Genomic DNA, 26,995 nt, shown 5'->3' with positions numbered 1-26,995 from the left:
ATACGTTGCCTGCTTCATCTTTTTCTGTTGCTTTGATTTCGTCGCCGGCTTTCAAGTCTGTACCTGCTGGTACATCCACTGTCCAGTTGCCGCCAGCGTCTACTGGTGCTTCCACTGTTGTGCCATCTGGGAATGTTACTGTTACTGTACCGTTCGGTTCGCCTGTGCCTGATACTGCTGTATCTGCATCTGTTACTGGACTTACTACTGGTGCGTCCGGTGCTGTTTCATCTGTTACTACTGTTGTGCCTGGTACGGATACGTTGCCTGCTTTATCTTTTTCTGTTGCTTTGATTTCATCGCCGGCTTTCAAGTCCGTACCCTCTGGTACATTCACTGTCCAGTTGCCCTCAGCATCTACTGGTGTTTCCGCTGTTGCACCGTCTGGGAATGTCACTGTTACTGTGCCGTTCGGTTCGCCTGTGCCTGATACTGCTGTATCTGCATCTGTTACTGGACTTACTACTGGTGCATCCGGTGCTGTTGTATCAACTACAGTACCAGTTCCAGCTGTTGATACATTTGGTTGTCCATTATAATCTACGCCTACTGTTTGTGTAGCACTTACAACTTGACCTGCTTCTAATGGTGCAGTTGGGTTAATTGTCCATGTGCCGTCTGGATTTACAGTTGTTTGTTGAACTGTACCATCTGGTAAAGTCACATCTACTGTTCCGCCTGGATAACCTGTACCTGTTACTGGGTAAGGTGTGCCAGCAATCGGATCGATACCTGCTTCTGTAGGTAAAACAACTGGTGCTTGAGGTACTACTGTAACTGGTACATTGACTGTATCTACTGAACCGTCAGGGTACGTTACATCTACTGGTACTGAAATAGTTGTTCCTGGTTCTTCAGTATCTGCAATTGCTACACTTAAAGATCCGTCTGGATTAACAGTGACACCTGCTGGTGCATTTGTTCCAGCCGCATATGTTGTACCGTCTGGAGGTGTTACTGGTGTACCTGTTTGATCAGTGAATGTTGGTGAAGCTAAATCTACTGTTGTTCCTGGTGTACCTTCTCCACCTTGGTAAGTTGGATTATTTAAGTCTGATTGCGGCGCTTGAACTGTTACCTCTGCATTGACTGTGTCAGTAGAACCATCGTTATAGCTTACTGTTACTGGAACTGTAATCACACTTCCCGGAACAGCATCTTGTGGTACTGCCACAACTAATGATCCATCAGAATTAATCGTTACACCTTCTGGACCATTTTCACCTAACTTAAACGTTGTCCCTTCTGGAACCGCTACATCTGCACCGTTTTGATCTGTAAATGTCGGTGATTTTACATCTACTGTTGAACCTGGTAATCCAGTTTCAGCTTGGTAAGCTGGTTCGTTAAGTTCTGCCTTAGTAAATGGTTCTGCCAAAATATAATCAAGTGCTAATGCATTGGAAGTTGAAGCTGTACTAACTCCTTGAGAAAATACACCTGAAGTATAAATAGCTGTACTTTCTAAATCTGGAGAAACCGTCGTTGGCACTGATGTTACAGTTCCATCTGCATCCGCTGTAACCGTTACTGGGTCACCAATTGCTACACCATCTTTAAACCACTGAATTTGATATTCTTGACCAGTAAATAGACCTTCTGTTTTATTGACTAATACATCTCCTGGTTTTGCTACATCAGTTGTTGAGTTTTCAACCGAAACTTTATGCATTGGGTTTGTAGAAACAAACGCAAAATCTTGTGATGATCCATTATATGAACTTAGCATTTTAGCATCCCCAAGATCTCGAGAAACGTCAGCTGATGTAAACATATTGTTATGGTAGTTGTTCCCAAATGTCGGTATATTATTAACAAGTGGTGCAATGTACATATAGTCAGAGTTGATATGTCTATGTTTCTGACCAACTGTACCATTCCATGCCATCAAATTATTATGCGAAATATCTGCATCTTTAACCAATGTTCCATATTCTTCATCAGAAATTGTTTTTGAAATTGATGTACCAGAGTTTTGTTGGTAAGGGCTAATACCATAAAGCCCTCTGAATGGAATATAATAATCTCCGTTCTTATCAACCGTACCAACAACACTTTCCGCAATATGAGAACCTTCACCATTCTCTGCTTGGTACTGAGTCACAATTGATTCTTGTGCGTTTCTAAAATCCTCTACCGTAGCATTCGGATTTGCTTTTTTCCATTCGTCAAATTTAATTGCAACTTCATCATTAACATATGAAGCTATAACTTTTACTCCTGTAGCATTAACATCTGAAGGATCTTTTTTAATCCAACGTGCATCAGAACCATATGGATCAGTTAAATCATGCCAAATCGAACCAGAAACTTTACCGTAAATACCAGTGTTCTTCCAAATACCATCAGAAGTACCAGAAGTTTCCCACTGTTCTTCTGGTTTAGTCAACCAGTCATTTGCTAATGCTTTTTCACGTAATAAAACTTGACTGTTCACAATACGGTTGATACCTGCTGTAAAGTCCCAAGATTCATTTACACGCTCAAGACGTTTGTGGAATCCTCGAATACCATCACCATGTTTAACAACATCTAAGGTATTATCTGGACTCTCTGCCCATGTTCTTATTCCAATACCTGCGTCAGCTGCCAAATTAAATGTATGTTCTTGTCCTAAAGCATCTGTTTGTGGTTTTGATAAATCAAACACATATCTGCCATCTTGTCCTGATTTTGTATAATACACTGGTGAAACATAACCTTTACTATCCGTCCATTGTAAATATACCGGTACATTCGGAATTGGTTTTTGACTAGATGTATTGTTATATTTACTACCTTCTCGCATTACCACTGCATAACCTTGATAACCATATTTTTGATTCCAAACTCCAGGAGAGTACACAGCTTCTTTTTCTAATTGTTCTTTTAAAGATTGCTCATTTACTGCTGCTAGTGACTCAAATGTTGAAGGTGCTGCAAATGTTGATCTTCTAGCAAACGTTTGTGAACCTTGTGTAGCTAGAACAGTATTATTATCTTTTTCGTTAGATGAGTTTTGTAATGCTGCTGATAAATCTTCTTGATTTACTGGTACATCACTTTGACTAACTGATGATGGTGTCCCTTGTGTTCCTTCAACCGTTGTGTTATCTGCCGCTTTCAATTGTTGTTCCTGTTGTGGTGCAACTTCAGTAGTGTTATTTTCTGCTGGTGCTGTTGCATTATTTTGTTCAGATGCAACGACTTCTTCTTTAGCAGGTGCTGTTTGTGCCGTTTCTTGTGCTGTTGGTGTTTTTACTGTAGTGTCTTCAGTTTTTGCTGCTGTTTCTTCTTTGACAGATGTCGGCTGTTCAGCTGGTGCTTCTTGTGTTGCTGACTGGTGTTTTGATGCTGGTTGTTGTTCTGGTGCTGGTTCTTTGACATCAGTTGTTTCTGTTTGTTCTGTTTTCGGCTGTGTTACATCCTCAGTTGGTGCTGGTTGTTCTGCAGTTTCTGGTGCAGTTGCCGGTGCTGTTTCTTTAGATGTTTCTATTGGTTGTGTTTCTGTTTGAGCTGCAGTATTTGTTTGTGTTTCAACTTGACTTGTTTCTGTATCAGTTGTTTGTACATCTGTAGCTGATTGATCTGGTGTTGTACCAGGTTGGTCTGTCAAACTATCATTAGATTGATTTGAAGTTTGTGATGTTACTTCAGCTGCTCTTGCCTCTTCCCCAAGGCCGAATAATAGCGCGGCACCTACTATAATAGATGCGGTACCTATTGTGAATTTACGAATCGAATACTTATTTTGACGTTTAGCGTCAAACATATTAGAAGTTTTTTTCATATCTATTCTCCTTTAATTTAATCAATATATATTATTAATATTTACTACTACTCATTTTTTGAAAATGCCGAACTAATTTGATTTGTACCTCTAGGACATTAAAAAGTACTTATTATTTATAGAGAGAATTTTTATCAATGGGGCTCACATAATAAATTTGGCACAATTACAAATTAGACGGCTTAAATAAATTTTAATTTTTCGTTAAAGCAAATGATTGTATTTTTTAATAAAAAAGGTCAAAACTCAATTTTTTTATGTTTTAAGAAATTACATTCCTTCTATACTGTGTAGGTGTCATATGAAATTCTTTTTTGAATTTTTTACAAAAGTGAGACGAATCGGCATAACCTAACATTTGGGAGATTTCACTTATGCTTAGGTTTCTATCTAGTAATTTCTTAGCATCTTCTAATTTAGATTTAGTGATATAGTTCTTAACAGTCATTCCAAGTTCATTTTTAAAGTTTAAATTTAAAGTTGTTTGGCTAATGTTAAATTCTTTTGCGATAGACTCTATCGTCAGCTCATTATATAAATTTTCATTGATATAACTGAGCACAGAAGATAGAAACGGCGAAATTTGCTCATCTGTTATTTCACTGATTTTTTTCGTAAAGAAGACAATGGCACCATTTCTAACTTTCATAATTTCTGAGAAACTTTTTGCGGCTTCATTGTCATTAACCATCTGATCTCTTGTGCGTGTAGCTTCTAGAACATCCATTCCTGACTCTATTGCGAGTTGTGATAATTTTTCAAAAACAATAATTGAATAATTTTTTTCACTTCTAATAGAATCTCTTTTACCTAGAGACATGTATTCTCCTTCCAAATCTTTCAAAGACTTTTTCAATGTTTTTGTGTAGCCCTGTTTTACTAACTTTAATAGTTTTTCTCGTACTCAACTTTCTTTTTTTCAGTTTCATTTTCAATAAACAGCAATTCATCTAATCCGGCGTCATCCAATATTTTTTGTAATTTCAAAACATAGTTATGTACGGGTTTGAAAGATAAATCATTTTCATCAAACTCAAAAAAATAATTAACCAATTTAATAATGCCTTTTATATCCTCAATTGTGTATGCTGTTTTTTCTTTTAAATATTTACCGTTTACTTGCTTGAATTTGACACATATATTTTGCTCTTTAAAGTATTGAGTAAAAATTTTTTCGAATGATAAACAATTGATTTTTATTGGTCCGAATATATAATATTTATCTTTAAAGTTATGAAGTAAAAATACTTCGTTTAACCCGCCAGGTAAAATAAAGCAGTTGTACGTCTCATTCTCAACTGATTTAATAAGCTCTATTTCATTGTATTGTAGGCCTGATACTTTATCTGCTATATACTCCTGTATCTCGTTCAGATTAGAATCGTATGCTTTAACATTTACGCCTAAACATACGTGAAGTGATTTTAGTATAGATTGTTCTGTCATTTTCTAATCATCGACCTCCTAGTAGTTGGAAGATTCTTTGCTTACATTATTATCATAATGGTAAAACGAAATATTTAATTGTACATATTATTAAACATTGTATGTTTATAACATACAATTGCTCACAAGTTGTACACCTATAACACTGTACTTATAATGTTATCTTGAATAAATCGTTTTCAATCAACAAGATTTCCTACTATCAACTAAAAATACTTTTATCATAATCTTACAAACATTTGTTTTTGTCAACAATTATTTTTCTGAAATTACAATAGACGAACATAAAAAATACGCTGTATCACTTAATGGATACAGCGTGAGATTATTGAATGTGCTTTATTGATAGATTTTTTTAAGTGTTTCAGCGAAGTCATGCGGTTCTTGGACATATCCGAGATGACCGCCCGACATTCTGTTTATTTCAATAGATAATGCGGTCGCAAGATAATTGTTCACTTCTTGCGGAAATGAGCCTGCGGCATCTGTGCCGTTTAAGAGTATGATTTTCTCTTTTAGCATTCGCAGCGTTTCGATTGTCACTTGAGATGCAGTATATTGGCGCAATTCATATTCAAACCAATTTTCCATTTCTTTCAGATGTTGTACTGTTACTTCATCTTCTGCATCTTCTGCTGGTTGTGTCATCATTTCTTGGTCAAGAGATGTGACACGTAATGTTTCTCCCAATAATTCCATCGCATCTGACATGCCTTCATCATTTTCAGTTTCTACAATCGCTTGATTCTTATCTTGCCAGTATTTGGCATCAGGCAAGAATGAATTGATAAGCGGTTCATGCAGCGCTGCTGTTTTCACGATATCTGGATAGTCTTGCAAAAGGTGCATCGCAATAATTGCGCCGGTGCTTGTACCGAAAATATTGACCGGCGCATCTTTGCTTTCATGTTCTGCTAATCGTACGATATCTTTTGCATCTTGTTTAACACGATATTCGCTTTTCGAACTGCTGACTTCTGCCGGCAGCGGTGCTGTAAGATGACTTTGTCCAAAGCCTCTGCGATCTACCGCAATGACGGTATAATACTCTGCTAATGTTTTTGCCATCGGCAAAAAGATATCTCCTGTACCATTAGCACCTGAAATTAATATTAAGACAGGTCCTTGTCCGAGTTTATGGTAATGCAAGTTGGTACCCTTTAAGTTTAAAGTTTCCATATTCATTCCCTTTCTCTACATAAATGCTATGAAGCCATTTAAAGTTTGATATGCCAATCGTTTCCCTAAATTCTTCAAATCATGCAAAATCAACGATGTTTCACGTAAAACACGCAAATGTAAAGGTTTTATGCGGATTATTGCACTAATATATTTTTAATGTAAATTGCATTGAAAAACATTAATCCTTTGTATATCTTATAGGTTAAATGCATTCATACATATCACAGTTTTCATCACATCTTAAAGGAGGTACACCGATGGCCGTACTTAGTCGTTTCGAACGTATGAAAAATTACCAGAAAATCACATTATGCTTAGGTATTATAGCTATGATAATCGTCTTCATTATTATGATCTTAAATCGTACACACCTGATGCATATTCCTGGTGCGAGTTTCATCTTCAGAAGCTCACGTCTTATCATGTTAGTCAGTTTCGCTGTTTATATTTTTGAAGAAAGCAAAATACTCGCATGCATCCTTGCGATTTTAGGCTTAATGTTCTTTTTCTTTTAATATTTAACCCGCGTATTTCAATAGAAGTACGCGGGTATTTTTTATCTTCTGACTCCTTTTTTTATCGTCTGCGACAGAATCTGACGCCATAATACATAGCAGAGAATTAAAGCCTTGCACGCTAAAAATCTTTCCTCTTTTGTGTAAATATAAATTGATACTTATAATCTATTTCTATTATTTTTCTTCAATACACTAAAGATATTACATATATTACAAATATTACCATTGTCAAACAATTGTTAGGCAGAAGGCAAAGATGACTCATGTTAACAATTGTCGTGTCTTGTTTTATGGTCATTATAAAATTTTCCGAATTCCCCCTCTATTTAGATAATTACTATTTTAGTTATCAACTACTAATATTAATACTATTTTTATTAACGATTAATAACAGATTATAAACATTTTTACATTTCGGTAAAATTGTATTTTTTAAGAATCTAATATGTTAATCTGTTCGGGGACAAAAAAGAATGAGGTGAAATAGTTGTTACTAGTTGTAATTTTTTCTGCTTTAATCTTGGTTCTAGGCATCTTAGAAATGCGCAAACATCGAAAACGTATTGATAAAATCCCATTACGTATCAACATCAACGGTATCCGCGGAAAATCTACCATTACACGTTTGATTTACGGCATTATGCGCGAAGATCACTACAAAGTAATCGGTAAGACGACAGGAACCGATGCACGTATGTTGTATTGGTTTGATGAGAAAGAGTATCCCGTTGTTCGTAAGCCGCAAGGCCCTAACATCGGTGAGCAAAAAGAAATTCTTCAAAATGTGATTGATAATAATGGCGAAGCTATCGTTAACGAATGTATGGCTGTTAACCCTGACTATCAAATAACATTCCAGGAGAAGTTATTACGTGCCAATGTAGGTGTCATTGTGAACGTTATGGAAGACCATATGGAAACACTCGGCCCTACTTTGGATGAAGTGGCAGAAGCATTTACAGCTACGATTCCATACAACGGCAAATTAGTCATCATGAAAGACGACTACACAGACTTTTTCAAAAAGGTTGCTGACAAACGCAACACCGAAACAATTATCGTCGACAGAGACGAAGTAGAAGAGTCCCTCCTTCGTAAATTCGATTACATTGTTTTCCCAGATAACGTCGCAATTGCGATGGGTGTTGCTGAAGCAATCGGTGCTAACAAAGAAGTAGCACTTGAAGGTATGCTGAATGCTCCGCCAGACAGCGGTGCTGTTCATATACATTATTACCACAAGAATGATACGAAGAATATTTTCGTTAACGCCTTCGCGGCAAACGAACCTCAATCTTCAAAAGCCATCTTACAGAAAGTCATCGATTATAAATATCCTCACGAAAAGAAAGTCATTATCTTAAACTGTCGTGGCGATAGATTAGACCGCACGAAACTCTTCGCTGAAGATTTCATTACTAAAGTCGATTACGACACATTGATTTGTGTCGGTAAGAGTACGCAATTAGTAACAGAAGTCATGAAGAATGAGCGCCCGGACAAGAAATACTTGAACTTTGAAGGGAAGCCGTTCGAAGAAGTAGAACAAGCTATTTTTGAAGAATCAAAATCTGCACTGGTATTTTGTGTCGGAAATATACACGGCAATGGTAAGAAAGTTGTCAATTTATTAGAAGGGTTGGATTAATTTTGGTAGGTTCAGAGCTGTATTTTTCATTATTCGTAGGCATCGTGCTGAGTTTGATATTCGCTGAGAAATTCGGGATTACACCAGCCGGTCTGGTTGTTCCGGGTTACTTAGCATTAATCTTCGATCAGCCGATTATGTTATTATCCGTGCTTCTGATCAGTTGTTTAACATACTTCATCGTTGCACACGGTATTAGCAGAGTTGCATTGCTATACGGTCGTCGTAAGTTCGCAGCAATGATTTTAACCGGTATGATTATCAAGTTCATATTCGACTTGATTTATCCACTGACCCCATTTGAGGTCATACAGATATCCGGTATCGGTATCGTCATTCCTGGTATCATCGCAAATACAATTCAAAAACAAGGCACAATTACAACATTAGCTTCATGTATGTTGCTGACTTGCATGACTTACGTTGTTTTATTTGCATATAGCTTCATTAAATAAAAAGGAGATGCATTATGGCGAATAAAGAACCTTTCAATATAGAGAATTGGATTCTTAAAAAGTCTAAAAACCAGAAAAAGCATAATTCTAAATATATGATTGGTGTCACTGTCATTGCTCTCGTTTTGCTCATTATCTTTATGGTAGCGTTCAAAACAGATAAAGTAGACGTATTTGCGAAAGACAAAAAGACGATGTACACCTTGCTTATTTCGGCAACGTCACTTTAAACAAACATATCCGCCAAAACAGTCTGCATGATATGTTCGGTTCAATTTCAGACATCATTGAAGACAGTGATTATTCAACAGCAAGCTTGAATGTGAATAACTTTGCTGAGGATCCTAAAAAAAATATCAAAAAGAACATGAGAAATATTAGTTTCTTAAAACATCAAGGCTTTAAAAACTTAAACTTAACGAACAACTCTGTTGATTTAGAACAAATCAAACAAATCGAGAAACAGACAAGTTCACGCTTCGGCTATAACTTTATTACGGGTAACGGTTCAAATGCGATTAACAGTAAAGTGTCGCATAAGACAGTCAAAGGCAAGAAAATCGCCAGTGTGTCCTTTACAGATGTGAACTCAAAATATATGGACCCTAGAAAAGCGACCACTTCGATTGCTTTAGACCCTAAAATTTTTGTACCGTTAATCGAGCAATTAAAGAAAGATAATGACATGGTCATTGTCAATGTCGATTGGGGTATCCCAGATGAGCCGAACGTTACAAGCCGTCAACGTACATACGGTCATGCCCTGGCAGATGCCGGCGCTGATGTCGTTGTTGGTCATAACTCAGTCGTACAAAAAATCGAGAAGCATAAAGGTACAGATATCTTCTACAGTCTCGGTAATGTGACTTCCGACAAGTTCTTATCAGAGAACAAAAAAGGACTCGCATTGCAGCAATCATGGGACGGAGATAAAAGTAAATTCATGATCACACCGATTAAGACATCAGGAGACCAAATTACAAAAGATAATATGAATTTCATTGAAAAACAAAAATTAACAAACCGTATCTCAGATCCGTCGATCAAATTAAAACAAACTAAAGGAGGTTACCAATATGAAAGTTAAAAATTACATTCTTTATGGTGTAATCGTGCTGGTAATTGCGGCTATCTTTCTGATGATTATCATGAGTAACGCAAACGAGCCTTTAGATAAATATGAAAAGCAAGACCTTAAAATCGAACAAAAAGTAAGTCTAAATGGAGGCGTCATCTTCCATGAGTATTTATAGCAAAAAGGTTTTGGGTGTTATCTTTGTAGTCACCCTCATCATTTCGACGGTCTTCTACTTCGTGAACAAAGAAGATACAGTAGATAAAGATAAATTGTATGAAAACAAATTAGCGTCGCAAAACCATAAAAGCGCAGATAAAAAATATGGGGTATCGACGAACAATAAAATCGCCAGAGAAGTTGGTAACAAAATTTTAGAAGATGGCGGGAACTCTGCCGATGCAGCCTATGGTGTTGCATATACGTTAGCAGTAACAGAGCCTTATGCTGCTGGTTTAGGCGGCGAAGGGGCTTCCATGACATATGATGGAAAGAAAGGCTCTAAACCAAGCGTATATGACTATAGTGCCGTTTCATCTTACCACTACAAAAACGGCGACCAAGTCGGCGTACCGGGGTTTGTTAAAGGTATGCACGACATGCATGACAAAGAGGGAAAAATGAGCGAGAAAAAAATCTTGAATTATGTGATTCCGTTAGCTGAGGATGGGTTCCAAGTCAACACAGACTTAGCCAAACTTCTTTCAAAATACAGCGCAACCATCGATAAAGATTCACCTTTCTTCAAAGACAATAAAGTCGTGAGCAGCGGTGACGTTGTAAAACAAGAAGACTTAGCAGATACTTTAAAAGGCATCAGAGATCATGGTGACGACTACTTCTATAAAAAGCTGGGTTCAAGTATCGCTAAACAAACGGACGGCAACTTAGAAGAAAAAGACTTTAACGACTATGGCACGAAAAAGAAACAACCGATTTCTACAGACTATCTTAATAATAAAGTCTATACCACACCTAACCCGACAAGCGGGTTCTTATCATTACAGGCATTGAAAATCGATCAATCCTTAAACGGCAACTATGGCGAAGATACACCGAAAGACTTCGCAGAAAGTGTAGCTAACGCAAGAAACGTCAACTTCAAAAACAGATATTTAATCAATGATAAAGTGCCTAACGACATGAAGAAAGTTGAAGATGAATACGTACTGAAACGTGCGAACAAATACAAAAATCAAGAAAACAACTTCGGATTGCAAGGACAAGTCAATACAGCAGGTTCACACTTCGTTGTCATTGATAAAAAAGGCAAAATGACAAGTACAACGAACACATTGAATAACTTCTTCGGTAACGGCAAGTATACTGAACAAGGCTTCTTCCTAAACAACTCGCTGAAACGCTTCTCAACAGCGCCAAAAAGCGATAATAAAGGAGAGCCGCATAAATCACCGCGTTCTTATATCTCACCGACAATCGTTGTAGGTGATGATTATTACGTAGGTGCAGGCACACCAGGCGGCAACAAGGTACCGACATTAACACATGAATTCTTATCTTCTTACTTGCGTAACGGCGACTCGCTGCAAAAAGCAATTGAGAAACCGCGTTTCTATAACGATGGTAAGAAAATGTATTATGAAGACGGTATGGATGATGAACAAATCAAAAACTTCAAAGACCTCGGTTATAAACCTGTCAATAGTTCAGACAACCCTAACTTCGGAAGTCTTCAAGGTGCCACTTACTTCAAGAAAGACAAAAAAGTCGAAACAGGACACGACGTAGAAATCAGATAAGGTGCAAAAGGCGGCGGGACTTCCCGCCCTCTCCCACCTGATTATGTACAAAAAGCAAGCGAGGCAATGAGTAAAGCAATGGCAAGATTGTATCTCATACCTCGCTTCTTTCATTTTAAAGGAGGTAGCATCGCCATTTCACAAGATCATAAAACTAAGGCATTGCGATTACTCGCAATCTTGCTGGCCAGTTTAGCACTGACCACCATCATCTTTATCCCTTTTTTCATCAACTCATTTTCAAAAGGGCTGGCTTTTGCTGGTAAAGGCGATGGATTTTCACAGTTAATTCCTTTTCAGAAGTATTTGTATCATCAATATACACACTTTAGAAGTTTCTATGATGTGTCATTTGGTTTAGGCGGTGATTATACCAAGAGTCTATCCTATTACTATGCGACATCACCGATCATGTTGATTTATTTCTTTTTCATTTGGATAGGCGAACAGCTTTTTCACTTGCCGACGCATGACATCAAGTTTTGGGCAGGCACGCAAATTTTCTTATGTTATATTCGTGTCTTCTTAACCGTTGCGGTCAGTTACTACTTATTCAGATATCTTATCACCAAGAGAACGATTGCGATTTGCGCGACTTTAATGTATGCCATCTCTGTCGTAACCATTTATTTCAATTTTACGTGGTCATTTTACGGAGATGTATTAATATTCTTCCCCCTATCTCTATTAGGGATGGAACGCTTCTTTCGAGAACGTAAAATCGGATTATTTATTATCGCAGTCGCACTGACTTTATTCTCTAATTTCTATTTCAGTTATTATGAGTTCATTACATTAGGGTTCTATTTCCTTTATCGTATCATTTGGCCGTATCGCAAGGATGTGGTCAATCGTGTACAAAAGGTTTATGTATTAGCTATTGCGGCTGTACTCAGTTTAATGGTCAGTATCGTCGGTTTTTATACAGGCGTTTCAGGTGTCATGGCTAATGACCGCCAAATCAATCCTAATTTGAAACTCTCATGGTTCATTGATTTCCAAGAGAAATACCATATCTTTTCAGATGGTTTCTATATCACGATTTCAATGCTTACCTTTGTTGCACTATGCGCATTCAACTTATATAAATATTATTTCTATCGCTTATCTGCGATTGTCACTTGGATTATGCTGATTGGTTCATTGACCCCTTATTTCGATAGTTTCTTTAACGGCTTTTCCTTACCAGCTAGAAGATGGATCTATCTGTTAGGGTTCTCATCCAGTTTGCTCATTGCGCTATTCATTAAGCATTTAGCTGAAGTGTCGATTAAGCAATTTGTTATCACTTGTGCATTATGTGTTTGCGGTATGCTGTATATGTTTACCAACTATGATGGCGATAACAGCTTTATGATTGTAACTTTCATTATCATGCTGTTTATGTATGTCCTGCTTCAAAACAAAGAACTGTTGTCCATGAAATATACACCTTATATCATGATTGGCTTAATCTTTATCCAGCAAGCTGTAATGATCAAGAACTATCATGATACACATATGGACATTTATGAACGCCCTATCGCCTCTATGGAGAAAGATAATTACAACAGTGAAAAACTTCAAAAGGAATTTGACCATCTACAGAAAACCAAAGATCCGTTCAGCCGTATTGAATACCTTTCATTCCCGGCACAAAACTCTCCATTGATTTACGGCTTTAGAGGCGTGGCTTTATATTCAAGCTTATTCAACGGAGATGTCTTGAACTATTACGATAACATCATGCAGATTCAGCAACCGATTGATAAGAACAGTAATCACCGCTTCTTAGGCAATCGCGCCAACTTAATGGCACTATGGAATGTACAAGACCGCTTCAAGAACCCGCCTGACACTACTATGCCTTACGGCTTCAAAACGAAGAAAGTCATCGAAGGCAATGAACATAAATACAAACATTCCGAAAGCACCATTGATTATCCAGCCACACACATCACAGATAAAGTGTATGATAAACAATCACTGAAAACACCGATTGACCGTGAACATGCAATGTTAAAAGGTGTTGTGTTAGACCATCCTAAGACAACCACACCAGACATTGAACATAATGTTAACTTAAAAGACGATATCAAAGAGCAGTCGGACGATGCAGATTGGGAACCAGATGACCATACACTGCACGTCAAAGAGAAAAACGGCGGTATTGATTATGAAGTCCCTGATAACATTAAAAACAAATACAAAGACTTGTATTTCGAGATGGAACTGGAATTAAAATCACCAGACAAGCCGCACAAAGTGAAGTTGAATGAAGCCAGACAACAGCGTTCTTCACTCAACTACTCATACCGCCGTGTCGTCAACCCGATTACGATTCGCGTAAAAGCCGACGATAAAGTACGATTGAATCTGCAAAAAGGCAAGTACAAATATCAATTAAAAGGCGTTTACGGCGAAGACTATAAAACATTGAAATCTGCCGCTAAAGAGGTAGATAAAGTTAAAATCAAACAAACCGATCATGGTTATCGATTCACTAAAGGCAAAAACGATAAAGGCTATCTCGTCGTACCGACACCTTACGAAAAAGGTATGAAAGCCAAAGCTGATGGAAAAGAAGTAGAAGTTAAAAAAGACAACGGTATTCAAACTGTCATTCCTGTTAAAAAAGGACAAGAACAGATTGAACTGTCTTACACACCGCCGCATCTCTACCTATTATTATTCATCAGTTTAGCTGGTATTATCCTTTCTATCTTCTTTACACGTTTTGTTTATAAAAAAGTAAAACCTCATCCTCAAGATTAATCGACTAAAAAGAGCAGTGCCGCTTTGTTTATTAACGAAGCTTCACTGCTCTCTTTTCATTATTCATTTTCATTTAACGCTTCATCCATACCGTCAATAAATTCATAGAAGTTAGACGTCCAGTTGTCTGAATCTTCTCTGGATGCTTTAGACATATCACCATCTTTGAAAAAGTTTCTGACAAACTGATTGGATAACTCCATTTGAACCCCTGCACGATTTTTATTTTGATTCACGATATTATGAGGGTTCTTACCGCCAAGCTTCCCTTCTGCTCTTGTGACGGAGATACCTCTCTCAGATAAGACACGTGCAATGCGGTTTCTTAATGCTATGTCGCGACCGCCGATATAGACATCGCTGTCACTCAAGCTTGCTTTATGAATAGTAATGGTACGTTCAGATTGTCTGACCATCTTTTGTGCTTTCGGCTCATCATAATGAATAGCTGTGACATGCAAGTCTCGGTTGTTCTCATAGCGTATTCCTCTGAATGAATAGAAGCCAGAACCTGTTTGATCAGCAAGTTCTCTTGCGATTTCAGTCGTTCCCGGTTCGATACCGCCGCCGTGTATCGCCGCAATCACCGTTGGGTTGGTTTCATTGCGTGTTTCTATCTCCCAATCTTTGCATTCCTCAGTATCACTTTTAAGATCTGTCATAGAATTGTATTTATCAGCGGCACATCCTGTACGAGAAGTGTACGACAGCATCATCACGATAATAATCACGATGATACCGATAACTAACACCGCTGCGGCAATCCATTTTATGTAGGCGTGATTGGTCATACGCCTTGCCTCCTTGCTCATAATTTCGGTTACTGCCCATGATACACGTCTCAATTTTTCGGTACAAGAATTATAAGACTGTCTAAGTCGGTACGATAGGACATGTATTGAGGCAATTGATTTTTGTATTTGCCTTAATACATGTAAAAGCAGCGTGCTGATAACAACACACTGCTTTTACATGTTCTTCTTATTGTTGAGACTGATTCAATCCTTCATTAACACCATCCGTAAATGAATGCATTTGCTGAGTATAGTTCTCAGGATTTTCACGTTCAGGTCGGAAGACATTGCCGTTTTTGAAGAACTGGTTGGCAAACTGATTATTCAATTCAATCTGTACACCTGCTTGCTGCTGGTTCTGATTGGTAATATTATTTAAACTTTGTCCCGCAATATTACCTGTCGCAGGTGCAACATCAAACCCTCTTTGAGTAAGTGATTGTGAAATATTGTTGCGTAATTGTGCATCGCGTCCGCCTACATAAATATCATTGCCTGAACGCGCTGTTTTATGGATTGTGACTGTTCTTTGAGATTGATTCACCATTTCTTGTGCTTTAGGTTCATCATAATGAATAGAAGTAACATGCAACTCTTTATTATTCGTCGGTCTGATACCTTGGAATGAATAATAACTTGCATTGTTTTTATTTGCTACTTCTTCTGCAATTTGACTTGTTCCTGGTTCAATACCGCCGCCATGCGGTGCCACAATGACTGTGTCATTTGTCCCTTGTTTCGTATCTATCTGCCAATCTACACCTTCTTGTGTTTGCTGCTGTAATTCTGTCATCGATTGATAACGATCCGCTGCTCCTGCATCAGAAGGTGCAAGTAATATTATTCCGATCACAATCGCCGCTATTGCACCTGCCAATACTACTAACGGATTTTTCAAAGTCTTTGTCATAGACAACTCCCCTTTGTCATTTGAAATTGTTACTTATAACGCTGCTCCTTTGTTTTCCAACATCTAGGAATAATCCTAAGATTATTCCTATTAATAATATTCTTTCCGTTGTGACACTAAATAATCATATTTTTTTACGTAAATATATGAATCTGAATTAATAATAATTAGAGAAGTTATGAAATAAGCGGAAGCAGATACAAAACCATGTTTACATAAATCTTAAATGTTGTAATAATTCTCAAGGGGTCATGAACACATCAAAAATAATTTTAATTTTTTTCAGCACTTAAAATGGTGTCAAATTCATTCAATTTTAAATTTGTCAGAATTATCAAAACACTTGATATAACTAGCTTTCTAGCGTTTTGTGAAATGACAGTGTTTTCCCTGAAAATACAGGTGCTTATCTTAAAGTGGCAATTCCCTTGCCATATTAGTGTTGAAAGCGATTTCAAATTTATGTATTATGACACTAAAGATATAAAAGGGGCGTGGTTGATGTTATGCAAGGAGAAGAGAAAAATGGACAAGTTGTTGAAGAAAAAGAGAAAAAGCACATTGGTATTTGGCCATCATTATTCACTTTAGGCTTGATGATTGCAGTCATGCTATTTACTGTAGCAGTCTTAAAGAAAGAACCGCATATACCGCTTATGATTGGGACAGCGGTTGCGATTGGGGTAACCATGCTGCATGGTTATAAATTCGATGATGTCGAACAGATGATGTATAAGGGGATCAGACACGCATTGCCTGCGATTGTCATCATCATCTTAGTCGGTTTGATTATCGGTTCTTGGATCGGCAGCGGTGTTGTTGCGACAATGATTTACTATGGGTTGCAATTAATTGACCCGAGATTCTTCTTAGCAGTCGTTGTACTGCTTTGCGGTATTGTTGCACTGGCCATCGGAAGTTCTTGGTCTACCATGGCAACTGTGGGGGTTGCTTCTATGGGGATTGGTATGAGTATGGGAATCAATCCTGGAATGGTTGCCGGGGCAGTTATTTCCGGTTCATACTTCGGTGATAAGATGAGTCCTCTATCAGATACGACGAACTTAGCATCAGGGCTGACAAAAGTAGATTTATTCGAACATATTAAACACATGATGTTTACAACAATACCTGCGTTGTTGATTTCTGTTGTCGCATTCTTCTTTATCGGTATGCAATACGGAAATAAAAACTTTAATCCGAAAAATATCAATAAAATCCTTACTACAATGCAAGATCAATTCTTGATTTCACCATGGTTATTATTGATTCCATTAGCAGTAATTGTCTTAGTTATGTTGAAGGTACCCGCAATTCCAGCGATTTGTGCCGGTATTATCTTAGGTTTCTTTGCACAAATCTTTGTACAAGGCGGTTCTTTAATAGAAGCACTGACAGCGCTGCAAACGGGCTATACAATGGAGTCTGGTAATAAAATGGTAGATGAACTCTTTAACCGCGGCGGTTTAGAATCTATGTTCTATACCATTTCATTAACATTAGTTGCGATGACTTTTGGTGGGGTCTTAGAATATTCAGGTATGCTGGATTCATTAATCAGTATTATTTTACGTTGGGCAAAGAATACAGGTTCTCTGTTAACTTCAGTTATTTTATCTTGTATCGGTACTAACTTCACTTGTTCTGAACAATATATTTCAATTATTGTTCCAGGACGTATGTACGCGAAAACATTCAATGAAAAAGGATTGCATCCGAAAAACTTATCTCGTGCATTAGAAGATGGCGGAACATTGACTTCTGTCTTCGTACCGTGGAACACTTGCGGTGTTTTCATCGCTTCGACTTTAGGTGTCGGTGTTATGGAATATGCACCATTTGCGATCTTAAACTATTTAGTACCGATCATTTCTGTCATCTTCGCTTACACTGGCTTCAAGATTGTGAAATTGCCTAAGGATAAGCGTGCGGATGCTGGAAAAAAGAAAGCGGTCTTGCCTAACGATACGAATTTAGCATAACAATTATCGAAATATTTTGACTTAATAAAATAACTATAGCTGCACACCCTCTTTATGAGGGTGTCTTCTTTGTATGATAACTGCTTTTTGACTTACATATTTTGAGAACCTTCCTTATTAGTCGAATTCAAACGATAATTATTTTCTCAGATAACCCTAATCATTCCTATTTATATTCAAAATAATTATAACGTTGCTCATATAAAGATATAAGACCATTAAAACACTTTAAGAAAACGTTTTCTAAGCAAAATAAAAGGTGCTTTGCTTATCTTATAAGCTGAAGATTGATAGAATGGAGAAGTATTCTATTTCCAAAATCCATGGAAACGTGCGTTAGTGTTAGGAGGAGTAAAAATGAATAAACCCGATTTGGTAGCACCTGAGGATTTTAATATCGTTTCTGAAATTGAAATGTATGCGAAAGATCCGTCTAAATTAGCAATTATCTTTGAAAACAATGCAGGTGAAACTACTAAAGTTACTTATAAAGAATTGATTAAAAGCGCAAACCGTATCGGCAACTTATTTAAAGAAAACGGTTTGAAAAAAGGGGATACCTTATTAATCAAAATGGAACGCAGTATCGAGACATATGAAGTCTATATTGCGGCCTTAAAACTAGGTGTTGCTTTAATCCCGGCATCAGAGATGCTTAGAACTAAAGATTTGCAATACCGTATTACGAACGGTGAAGTAGATGCTGTATTATCTATCGCTTCAGGTGCAGACGAATTTGAAGGCGTTAAAGAGTATGATGACTTGACTAAGTTCATCATCGGGGGACACAAAGAAGATTGGATTAACGTCGAAGACGGCAAACAAACAATGAGCGATGAACTTGAAATCACACCGACAAAACGTGATGACGTCGCATTCTTGCCGTATACTTCAGGTACAACAGGCAATCCAAAAGCAGTTGTACATACGCATGGTTGGGGCTATGCGCATATGCAAATGGCGCCGAAACATTGGTTGAATATTAAAGAAGATGACATTGTTTGGGCTACTGCAGCACCTGGTTGGCAAAAATGGGTTTGGAGTCCATTCTTATCTACAATGACTTCTGGTGCGACAGCATTTGTATTCAACGGACGCTTCAACGGCACTATCTATTTAGAGCTGCTAGAGAAGTACAAAATCAACGTGCTATGCTGTACGCCTACTGAGTACCGTATTATGGCGAAACTCAAAGATTTAGGCCAATATGACCTATCTCACTTGCATGACGCTGTATCAGCCGGAGAACCGCTGAATCAAGAAGTTGTAGAAAAGTTCCAAGATACTTTCAATATTACTGTACGTGACGGCTACGGCCAAACTGAGAGTACTTTGCTTATCGGCTTGCTTAAAGACGTAGAGGGACGTCCAGGTTCAATGGGTAAAGCCATCCCCGGCAGTGAAACAACAATTATCGACGATGACGGCAATCTTGCAAAAGTCGGTGAAGTCGGAAATATTGCAGTACCCGTTGACTTGCCTGCACTCTTTAAAGGTTACTTTAAAGATCAAGAACGTACACGCGAACGTGTTGTCGGCAATTACTTTATGACAGGCGATTTAGCGAAAATCGATGAAGACGGCTACTTCTGGTTTGAAGGCCGTAAAGATGATATTATCATCAGTTCTGGATACACAATCGGACCTTTCGAAGTTGAAGATTCTCTAACAAAACATCCGGCTGTTAAAGAATGTGCAGTTGTCGCAAGTCCGCATGAGTTACGTGGTAATATTGTTAAAGCTTTCATTATCTTGCAAGACGGTTATGAAGCAAGCGATGATTTAGTCAAAGAGCTTCAAAATTATGTGAAATACGATGTCGCACCTTATAAATATCCGCGTGCCATCGAATTTGTGGAAGATTTGCCTAAAACAAATTCAGGCAAAATCCGCCGTGTAGAATTACGTGATGCTGAAAAAGCAAAATACGAAAATAACCAAAATTAACTTTATGATGTGCCCTGCCTCTTGGCGGGGCCTTTTTAATGCTTATCATTATTTCCTGGGATATAAAAAACTCGACAGATTTTACATCTGCCGAGTCATTTTATAAACACTTAAGATTTCATTTGTTTATCAATCGTTGCTTTCACACGATCAATGTCGCCTGAAACATCGATTGCTGGTTTTTTAGTAAATTTAGATACGATAATTGTAACTAATACGCTGGCAATCACGCCTGGAATGATTTCGTATAAGTTGAAGAAGTCGTTAGTTTCACCTAGTGGTTTAGCGAATACAATCCACAAGATAACTACTACTGCTCCTGCAACCATACCGCTGATTGCGCCTGTACGGCTTAAACCTTTCCAATATAATGACATTACAACTAACGGACCGAATGCGGCACCGAAGCCTGCCCATGCATTACCTACAAGGTTTAAGATTGTGTCGTTTGGAGACCATGCAATCGCAATTGAGATAATTGCGACAATCAGTACTGATAAACGACCTACCATCAAGAATTCTTTTTCACGTTTTCTTGCTGCTTCTTCACCGCGGATTAATTTGTAGAAGTCTTCAGTCAATGAACTTGAAGTTACTAATAATTGTGAAGAAATCGTACTCATAATCGCAGCTAAGATTGCGGCTAATAAGAAACCGCCCACTAACGGATGGAATAAGATTTGACCCATTAAGATGAATAATGTTTCCGGGTCTTTTAATTCCACGCCTTTATCTTTAACGAATGCAATACCGATTAAACCAACGAATACTGCACCGATTAAACTGACAGCCATCCAGCCGATACCGAAACGGCGCGCAGTTTTTAATTGTCTTACTGATTTAATACTCATAAAGCGCACGATAATATGCGGTTGACCGAAGTAACCTAAGCCCCATGCGAAGAATGAGATAATACCGATGATTGTTGTCCCTTTAAACAGATCCAAGTTTGTCGGTTTCAAGTCTGTGACAGTTTGGAATGTATCTAATCCATTTAATTTCAATAGTGCTACTACCGGCACCATAATCATTGCGATTAACATAATGACACCTTGGAAGAAGTCTGTCAGCGATACAGCTAAGTAACCTCCGAAGAATGTATATGCAATAACAATCACTGAAATTAAAATAAGTCCCCAATGATAGTCGATTCCAAATGCACTGTTGAACAGTTTACCGCCTGATACCATACCCGCGTGTGTATAAAGGGTAAAGAATACGACGATAATACCGCCAGAAATAATTTTAATAATATTTGATTTGTCATCTAAACGGTTCTTGAAGAAGTCAGGAAGCGTAATTGCGTCTCCTGCTTTTTCAGTATATACACGAAGTCTCGGTGCTACTACGAAGTAGTTAATGTATGCACCTAATGTTAAACCGATTGCGAGCCATGCGGCTGAAAGTCCAGTAGTATAAACTTCGCCGGGCAAGCCCATAATCATCCAACCACTCATGTCGGATGCCCCTGCAGAAAGTGCTGTAACGTACGGCCCAATGCTGCGTCCGCCTAACATATATTCACTGACATTGCCTGTAGCTTTCTTATAGCCGTAGTAACCAATTACAAGAAGGATTAAGAAGTATAATCCAATCATGATATAAGTCTGCCAGTCTGGGTGTACCTGTTGTCTCAATGTTGCTCCTAAAGTAAACATGTCTAAAATAAACATCCTTTCAAATTATTGGAATAAAATGTACGGATCGTTCTTAGGCATTGCAATGACAAGGTTCAGAATCCATTTAAAGCTTAGAAGCCAAGTGTTTGAATGACTTCATACAGCCCCCATTCACCCTGAAATTTTATTTTGATCAGCAATCAACGTTCGAAAAGTACATGAAATGTACTCGCCCCTCTCGAACTGCTCAATCCATGTTGAACTATCTCTCAAACAGACTTCCCCCAATGTCCTAAATCAAAGTCCTTTGTTTATGTAACGTTGTATAAAATACTGTTCGAGAAACATTTTTTAGAAAAGCTATTTTCTCATACCCTTTTTTATGGATTGAGAACCTTTTACCTGACCAAAATATTAACCTGAAATCCTTTTTCCCTTGCAAAAAATTGCTTTTAACTTTTTAGCAAAGATGTTTCTTAGCTTAACACAATGAAGATTTTACGCAAATTCAGATTGGCAAAAACCCCCGTTTTCTTAGGGTTTTTTCAAAAGTTTTTTCCTCGTTCGTTATTCAAATATCAGTGGTTACAGCGAATACTAAAATTTTTTTGAAAAAAATTTAGTTTGACCTGCTTTTTAACCAAAAATCAACTAAAATATTGTAAAAAATTTAAACAAGCGCAACCGTTGTCATCACAGTACTTAATGCGGTTTTATTAATTGTAATATTCGGAATATTTGTTGAAAATACATCTAATTGTGGTAATATTAAACAAAATTACACTAATACTGTAACTGAAAGAGGGATAGCAAATGATTGAGGAAGTTGGTTTTCAAATCAAACTCATTAGGAATCAACAGCAGCAAACTTTGAAACAACTCAGCACTCTGACAGGATTATCAACAAGTTTCTTGTCTCAAGTCGAACGGGGTGAATCATCAATCGCGATTACATCACTCGACAAAATTGCAAAAGCTTTAGATGTTAATATTACTTCATTTTTTTCACCAGCAGAGAATAACGACTTCCATGTACAACCTCAGAAAATGAAGCCATTAAACATTAACCATTCTAATTTAACAATCAAACGCGTTTCCAGCGAATTTGAAAATCGCAACTTAGAAACATTTATTATTACACTTCTACCCGGTGATCGCAGCGAGAATTCAATGCATGGGGGCGAAGAATTTTATTATATGATATCCGGAGAATTAACGTTTTATGTCAACAGCAGAAAGTACACAGTGAAAGAAGGAGAAGTACTTCACTACCCTTCTCGATTTAAACACTATTGCAGTAACGAATCAGAATCTCCAGCTACAGTATTAAGTGTAGTCACACCGAAACTGTTTTAACTTCCAAACTTGAAAGGGGAATTTATTATGCGAGTGGCAACAGATATTGGCGGTACTTTTACAGATTTAGTCGCATTAAATAAAAACGGGGAATTAATTCTAGGAAAGGCAGATACAACACCGAAAAACTTCGAAGAAGGTATCTTCAACGTACTCAACCAAGCAAAAGTGAATTTAAAAGATATGAACATGTTTATTCACGGTACTACAATCGTAATCAACGCTTTAACAGAAAAGAAAGGCGTCAAAACAGGATTAATTACGACAAAAGGCTTTAGAGATGTTTTAGAACTTGCACGCGGCAATCGTCCAGACCTTTTTAATGCACGCTATAAGAAACCCGACCCCTTCGTAGAACGCCATCTTAGAAGAGAAGTTTCTGAACGTATGAACCATAAAGGCGAAATTACGTCAGGACTGGTCTTTGAAGAAGTTGAAGAAATTCTTCAAGATTTCAAACGTGAAGGCGTTAAAGCAGTCGCAATTTCATTATTGCATAGTTACCAAAACAACGACCACGAGCGTGCAATTGCATACTATATCAATCGCTATCATCCAGAATTTTCAATCACCTATTCCACCGAATTGAATAACGAGTGGCGAGAATATGAGCGCACATCGACTGCAGTGCTGAACGCATATGTTAAACCTATCGCAAACGACTATTTGTCTAATTTAGAGCGGCATATTACCGAACAAAGCAATAGTTCCAACAACTATGTCATGCAGTCGAACGGCGGTACTAGTACTTTTGAACATGCGAAAAGGGCACCGATCAACATGGTGGAATCCGGACCTGTTTCCGGTATTTTCGGCGCAGCCGTACTTGGAGAATTAATCGGCGAAGAGAATTTAATTGTATTAGATATCGGTGGCACAACTGCGAAATGTTCTCTGATTGAAAACAATCATGTCAAAGTCTCTACAGACTATCATCTTGAACAAACTCATAACTATGCAGGTTATCCGATGAAGGTGCCTGTAGTAGATATCGTAGAAATTGGCAATGGCGGCGGTTCAATCGCCTGGTTCGATGACAGCGGTTCGATTAAAGTCGGGCCTAAATCTGCAGGCGCAGAACCTGGACCGATTGCCTACGGCAAAGGCGGTACAGAACCTACCACCACAGATGCTAATTTATTATTAGGCCGGCTTGATTTGAAAAACTTCGACACTAATACACCAATCAACACCTTGAAAAAACAATTCGAACAATCCATTACCAATCACTTAGATGTGGACTTGGATACAGCAGCCATGGGAATTATCAAAATTGCGAATTCCAACATGCTGAATGCGTTGAAATTGATTTCAGTACGTAAAGGGCATGACCCTAGAGACTTTACTATGATCGCAATCGGAGGCGGCGGTCCTATGCACTCACAAGACTTAGCACGCGAATTAGGCGTGAAAAAAGTCATTGTTCCTTCCGCATCCAGCGTCTTCGCTTCATGGGGCATGTTAATGTCTGACTTACGTCATGACTATGCTCAAACTTATCTTGCGAACACACAAAATTTAGACTTTTCAGAAATCAATTCAATGTATCAATCATTAATCGACGAAGCCACTGAAACATTACAGCACGAAAACGTAGACGAAAACAACATTGTGGTTTATAAAACAATCGATATGCGCTACCAAGGCCAAGACCATCCAGTAGAAGTGTCTGTGCCTTTCGATACATTGACAGAAGACAACTTAAACAAGGTTATTGAAGCCTTCCATCAAAAACACGAACAGTTATACACGTACACACTTTTAGGTAATGGCATCGAAATTGTAAATGTTAAGATTTCAGTGCTTGGCAAAATCGAGAAACCTGTCATCAAAAAAGCCGAAGCTGCACATGGCGACCCTGTTAAAGAAGAACGCGATGTCTACTTCGAAGCGACAGGTTGGGAACATGTTAAAGTTTACGATCGTGACAAATTGCCGATTAACGAAACGATTGAAGGGCCTGCAGTGATTGAAGAAAAATCTACGACAATTCCGCTTAACCCTGATGACCGGTTAGTCAAAGATGAATACGGCAACCTATTGATTCACATTGGAGGCGATAATTATGAGCTATAACACAGATCCGTTTACGTATGAAGTGATTAAAGACTCATTAATCTCTACCGGTGAAGAAATGTTCATCGCTTTAGCAAGAACATCAATGAGTCCGATTATCTATGAAGTATTGGATTATGCATGCGGATTAACGAATAAAAAAGGTGAACTCGTGACATTAGGCAATGGTGTCACTGGGTTTATCGGCATGCTGTCGTTTATGGTCAAAGAAACATTAAAGACGTATGGCGACGATATTCATGAAGGTGATGTCTTTATCCTTAACGATCCTTATAACGGCGGAGGTTCTCACCTATGCGACGTCGGATTAGTATTGCCGATTTTCGAAGACGGCGAACTGGTCGCTTTTGTCGCAAACAAAGCACACTGGACAGAAGTCGGCGGTAAAGATACAGGCTCTATGTCTACCAACTCTACAGAAGTCTATCAAGAAGGACTGCAGTTCCCTTGTATCAAGCTGTTCGATAAAGGCGTTAAAAACGAAGCGATTATTAAAATCATCGAATCCAATGTGCGTTTCCCGCAACTGTCTATCGGCGATATGTGGGCGCAAATCGCTTCTTTAAAAACAGGAGAACGCCGGATTAAAGGCTTATGCAAAAAGTATTCTACCGATGCCATTTTAGAAAGCATGGATCGTTTCTTAGACCAAGGCGAAACATTGACACTTAAAGAAATTGCCAAACTGCCGAACGGTGTCTATGAAGTTGAAGAATGGATTGATGATGACGGTATTACTGATGATTTAATTCCAGTACAGCTGAAATTGACAATTACAGATGATGAATTCATTTGTGATTTCAGAGGTTCCTCACCGCAAGTCCAAGGTCCGATTAACAGTTCTTATACCGGACTTGTTTCAGCAGTCAGAACCATCTTCCTAGCCATCACAAACCCTTCACAAGAAGTGAATGACGGCGCCTTTCGACCACTTAAAATCATCACAGACGAGGGGTCTATTATTTCAGCAAAACGCCCTGCCCCAGTCTCAATGTATTGGGAATCTATGTTATACGGTACAGAAATGATTTGGCGTGCCTTAGCACCTGTCTTGCCTAAACGCTTAACCGCAGGCCACTTGCTTTCTGTATGTGTAGTTATTATGGGCGGCAAACTGCCTGAAAAAGATGAGAATTTCTTAATCGTCGAGCCTTCTGTCGGCGGTTGGGGTGCAGCAGATGACTTTGACGGTGATACGGGTCAATTCTGTATCTCTGACGGTCAAACCTTTAATGTGCCTGTTGAAATTGCTGAACACACTTATGGTATTGAAGTGGAAGAATTCTCAATGCGTACAGACGGCAAAGGTGCCGGCAAACACCGCGGCGGTTCAGGTGCCATCCGTACTTACAAAGCACTGACAGATGGGCAATTCTTCACAGGCAGCTTCGGCCACCATAAAAGCAATACATGGGGCGCAGACGGCGGCCATGAAGGCTCAAATAATGAATTCTTATTCGTCAAAGCAGACGGTACAGTAGACGGTCCTTACGGCAAATACAATCAATATCCGTTAAACAAAGGCGATAAAGTAGTCTTGCGCACAGCGACAGGCGGCGGTTACGGTGATCCTAAAGCACGCAGCCGAGAAGCTGTCGCACGCGATTTAAAAAACGGCATCATCACCTCAGAACAAGCACAAGACGTTTATGGTTATAAACAAAGCAATTAAATAGATATCAGAGAATATAAGATGCTTAAAAC

18 protein-coding genes and 1 pseudogene are annotated in these 26,995 nt (G+C 38.3%); 12 read left to right on the top strand and 7 right to left on the bottom strand.

Annotated features, from left to right (window positions below):
- The 4 genes from DVJ99_RS11465 to DVJ99_RS11450 all read right to left on the bottom strand — a co-directional run.
- On the bottom strand, positions 1–3,769 hold a 3,769-nt coding region (locus tag DVJ99_RS11465), incomplete at its 3' end, for a YPDG domain-containing protein (protein ID WP_114604310.1).
- Between the two features lie 262 nt (positions 3,770–4,031).
- Positions 4,032–4,613 carry a YSIRK-targeted surface antigen transcriptional regulator gene (locus DVJ99_RS11460; protein WP_240430849.1) on the bottom strand — a complete coding sequence of 194 codons (582 nt, stop codon included), beginning with the start codon at positions 4,611–4,613 and terminating at the stop codon, positions 4,032–4,034.
- A gap of 41 nt (positions 4,614–4,654) precedes the next feature.
- Entirely contained in the window at positions 4,655–5,215 is a 561-nt protein-coding gene (locus DVJ99_RS11455) for a hypothetical protein (RefSeq protein ID WP_114604308.1), read from the bottom strand.
- Between the two features lie 339 nt (positions 5,216–5,554).
- Positions 5,555–6,394, bottom strand: a complete 840-nt coding sequence (locus DVJ99_RS11450) for an alpha/beta fold hydrolase (RefSeq protein ID WP_114604307.1) — start codon at positions 6,392–6,394, stop codon at positions 5,555–5,557.
- Positions 6,395–6,654: 260 nt separating this feature from the next.
- On the opposite strand from DVJ99_RS11450, the gene DVJ99_RS11445 reads away from it, so the two are divergent.
- From DVJ99_RS11445 to DVJ99_RS11420, 7 genes and pseudogenes are all read left to right on the top strand, one after another.
- Positions 6,655–6,912 (top strand): hypothetical protein, encoded by a 258-nt coding sequence (locus DVJ99_RS11445; protein ID WP_114604306.1) that lies wholly within the window; start codon positions 6,655–6,657, stop codon positions 6,910–6,912.
- A gap of 490 nt (positions 6,913–7,402) precedes the next feature.
- Positions 7,403–8,563 carry a poly-gamma-glutamate synthase PgsB gene (gene pgsB, locus DVJ99_RS11440; protein WP_114604305.1) on the top strand — a complete coding sequence of 387 codons (1,161 nt, stop codon included), beginning with the start codon at positions 7,403–7,405 and terminating at the stop codon, positions 8,561–8,563.
- A gap of 2 nt (positions 8,564–8,565) precedes the next feature.
- Complete coding sequence (gene pgsC, locus DVJ99_RS11435; protein ID WP_105994548.1) at positions 8,566–9,018, top strand: poly-gamma-glutamate biosynthesis protein PgsC; 453 nt, start codon at positions 8,566–8,568, stop codon at positions 9,016–9,018.
- Between the two features lie 14 nt (positions 9,019–9,032).
- Positions 9,033–10,105 (top strand): annotated as a pseudogene (locus tag DVJ99_RS11430) (CapA family protein).
- A complete protein-coding gene (locus tag DVJ99_RS13170) occupies positions 10,095–10,271 on the top strand; it encodes a hypothetical protein (protein ID WP_158698128.1) in 177 nt (58 codons plus the stop codon). Before DVJ99_RS11430 ends, DVJ99_RS13170 begins: the two are co-directional and overlap by 11 nt.
- A complete protein-coding gene (locus tag DVJ99_RS11425) occupies positions 10,258–11,853 on the top strand; it encodes a gamma-glutamyltransferase (protein ID WP_114604304.1) in 1,596 nt (531 codons plus the stop codon). The genes DVJ99_RS13170 and DVJ99_RS11425 overlap by 14 nt, the downstream gene beginning before the upstream one ends.
- 66 nt (positions 11,854–11,919) lie before the next feature.
- Complete coding sequence (locus DVJ99_RS11420; RefSeq protein ID WP_240430847.1) at positions 11,920–14,607, top strand: YfhO family protein; 2,688 nt, start codon at positions 11,920–11,922, stop codon at positions 14,605–14,607.
- 59 nt (positions 14,608–14,666) lie between these two features.
- Here DVJ99_RS11420 and DVJ99_RS11415 read toward each other — a convergent pair whose 3' ends face one another.
- Positions 14,667–15,398, bottom strand: coding sequence for a poly-gamma-glutamate hydrolase family protein (locus tag DVJ99_RS11415; RefSeq protein ID WP_162912196.1), 732 nt, complete (start codon positions 15,396–15,398; stop codon positions 14,667–14,669).
- A 190-nt stretch (positions 15,399–15,588) separates the two neighbouring features.
- Positions 15,589–16,311, bottom strand: coding sequence for a poly-gamma-glutamate hydrolase family protein (locus DVJ99_RS11410; RefSeq protein ID WP_114604301.1), 723 nt, complete (start codon positions 16,309–16,311; stop codon positions 15,589–15,591).
- 506 nt (positions 16,312–16,817) lie between these two features.
- On the opposite strand from DVJ99_RS11410, the gene nhaC reads away from it, so the two are divergent.
- The gene (gene nhaC / locus DVJ99_RS11405; RefSeq protein ID WP_114604300.1) at positions 16,818–18,293 is read left to right on the top strand and encodes a Na+/H+ antiporter NhaC; all 1,476 of its coding nucleotides are present in this window, start codon (positions 16,818–16,820) and stop codon (positions 18,291–18,293) included.
- A gap of 357 nt (positions 18,294–18,650) precedes the next feature.
- On the top strand, positions 18,651–20,240 hold the full coding sequence (gene mbcS, locus DVJ99_RS11400; protein WP_114604299.1) for an acyl-CoA synthetase MbcS: 1,590 nt from the start codon (positions 18,651–18,653) through the stop codon (positions 20,238–20,240).
- A gap of 110 nt (positions 20,241–20,350) precedes the next feature.
- Here mbcS and putP read toward each other — a convergent pair whose 3' ends face one another.
- Positions 20,351–21,898: a sodium/proline symporter PutP gene (gene putP, locus DVJ99_RS11395; protein ID WP_114604298.1), complete on the bottom strand. Its 1,548-nt coding sequence runs from the start codon at positions 21,896–21,898 to the stop codon at positions 20,351–20,353.
- A gap of 774 nt (positions 21,899–22,672) precedes the next feature.
- Between putP and DVJ99_RS11390 the strand changes: the two genes are divergently transcribed.
- From DVJ99_RS11390 to DVJ99_RS11380, 3 genes are read left to right on the top strand one after another with little or no spacing between them, the layout of a single operon-like run.
- Positions 22,673–23,215, top strand: coding sequence for a helix-turn-helix domain-containing protein (locus tag DVJ99_RS11390; RefSeq protein WP_240430846.1), 543 nt, complete (start codon positions 22,673–22,675; stop codon positions 23,213–23,215).
- Between the two features lie 27 nt (positions 23,216–23,242).
- Entirely contained in the window at positions 23,243–25,291 is a 2,049-nt protein-coding gene (locus DVJ99_RS11385) for a hydantoinase/oxoprolinase family protein (protein ID WP_114604297.1), read from the top strand.
- Positions 25,281–26,963 (top strand): hydantoinase B/oxoprolinase family protein, encoded by a 1,683-nt coding sequence (locus DVJ99_RS11380; RefSeq protein WP_114604296.1) that lies wholly within the window; start codon positions 25,281–25,283, stop codon positions 26,961–26,963. Before DVJ99_RS11385 ends, DVJ99_RS11380 begins: the two co-directional genes overlap by 11 nt.
- Positions 26,964–26,995 lie beyond the last annotated feature (32 nt).

Origin of the sequence: Staphylococcus sp. EZ-P03 (assembly GCF_003344575.1) — a bacterium.
GTDB lineage: Bacteria > Bacillota > Bacilli > Staphylococcales > Staphylococcaceae > Staphylococcus > Staphylococcus simulans_B.
Note: the sequence above shows the minus strand (reverse complement) of the source record. Positions and strands in the feature narration are given on the sequence as shown.

What these genes read in the sequence shown, in the direction of transcription:
- DVJ99_RS11455 (WP_114604308.1), bottom strand. Translation starts at nt 5,215, where the DNA reads ATGACAGAACAATCTATACTAAAATCACTTCACGTATGTTTAGGCGTA.
- DVJ99_RS11450 (WP_114604307.1), bottom strand. Translation starts at nt 6,394, where the DNA reads ATGGAAACTTTAAACTTAAAGGGTACCAACTTGCATTACCATAAACTC.
- DVJ99_RS11445 (WP_114604306.1), top strand. Translation starts at nt 6,655, where the DNA reads ATGGCCGTACTTAGTCGTTTCGAACGTATGAAAAATTACCAGAAAATC.
- DVJ99_RS13170 (WP_158698128.1), top strand. Translation starts at nt 10,095, where the DNA reads ATGAAAGTTAAAAATTACATTCTTTATGGTGTAATCGTGCTGGTAATT.
- DVJ99_RS11425 (WP_114604304.1), top strand. Translation starts at nt 10,258, where the DNA reads ATGAGTATTTATAGCAAAAAGGTTTTGGGTGTTATCTTTGTAGTCACC.
- DVJ99_RS11420 (WP_240430847.1), top strand. Translation starts at nt 11,920, where the DNA reads ATGAGTAAAGCAATGGCAAGATTGTATCTCATACCTCGCTTCTTTCAT.
- DVJ99_RS11415 (WP_162912196.1), bottom strand. Translation starts at nt 15,398, where the DNA reads ATGACCAATCACGCCTACATAAAATGGATTGCCGCAGCGGTGTTAGTT.
- DVJ99_RS11410 (WP_114604301.1), bottom strand. Translation starts at nt 16,311, where the DNA reads ATGACAAAGACTTTGAAAAATCCGTTAGTAGTATTGGCAGGTGCAATA.
- nhaC (WP_114604300.1), top strand. Translation starts at nt 16,818, where the DNA reads ATGCAAGGAGAAGAGAAAAATGGACAAGTTGTTGAAGAAAAAGAGAAA.
- mbcS (WP_114604299.1), top strand. Translation starts at nt 18,651, where the DNA reads ATGAATAAACCCGATTTGGTAGCACCTGAGGATTTTAATATCGTTTCT.
- putP (WP_114604298.1), bottom strand. Translation starts at nt 21,898, where the DNA reads ATGTTTACTTTAGGAGCAACATTGAGACAACAGGTACACCCAGACTGG.
- DVJ99_RS11390 (WP_240430846.1), top strand. Translation starts at nt 22,673, where the DNA reads ATGATTGAGGAAGTTGGTTTTCAAATCAAACTCATTAGGAATCAACAG.
- DVJ99_RS11385 (WP_114604297.1), top strand. Translation starts at nt 23,243, where the DNA reads ATGCGAGTGGCAACAGATATTGGCGGTACTTTTACAGATTTAGTCGCA.
- DVJ99_RS11380 (WP_114604296.1), top strand. Translation starts at nt 25,281, where the DNA reads ATGAGCTATAACACAGATCCGTTTACGTATGAAGTGATTAAAGACTCA.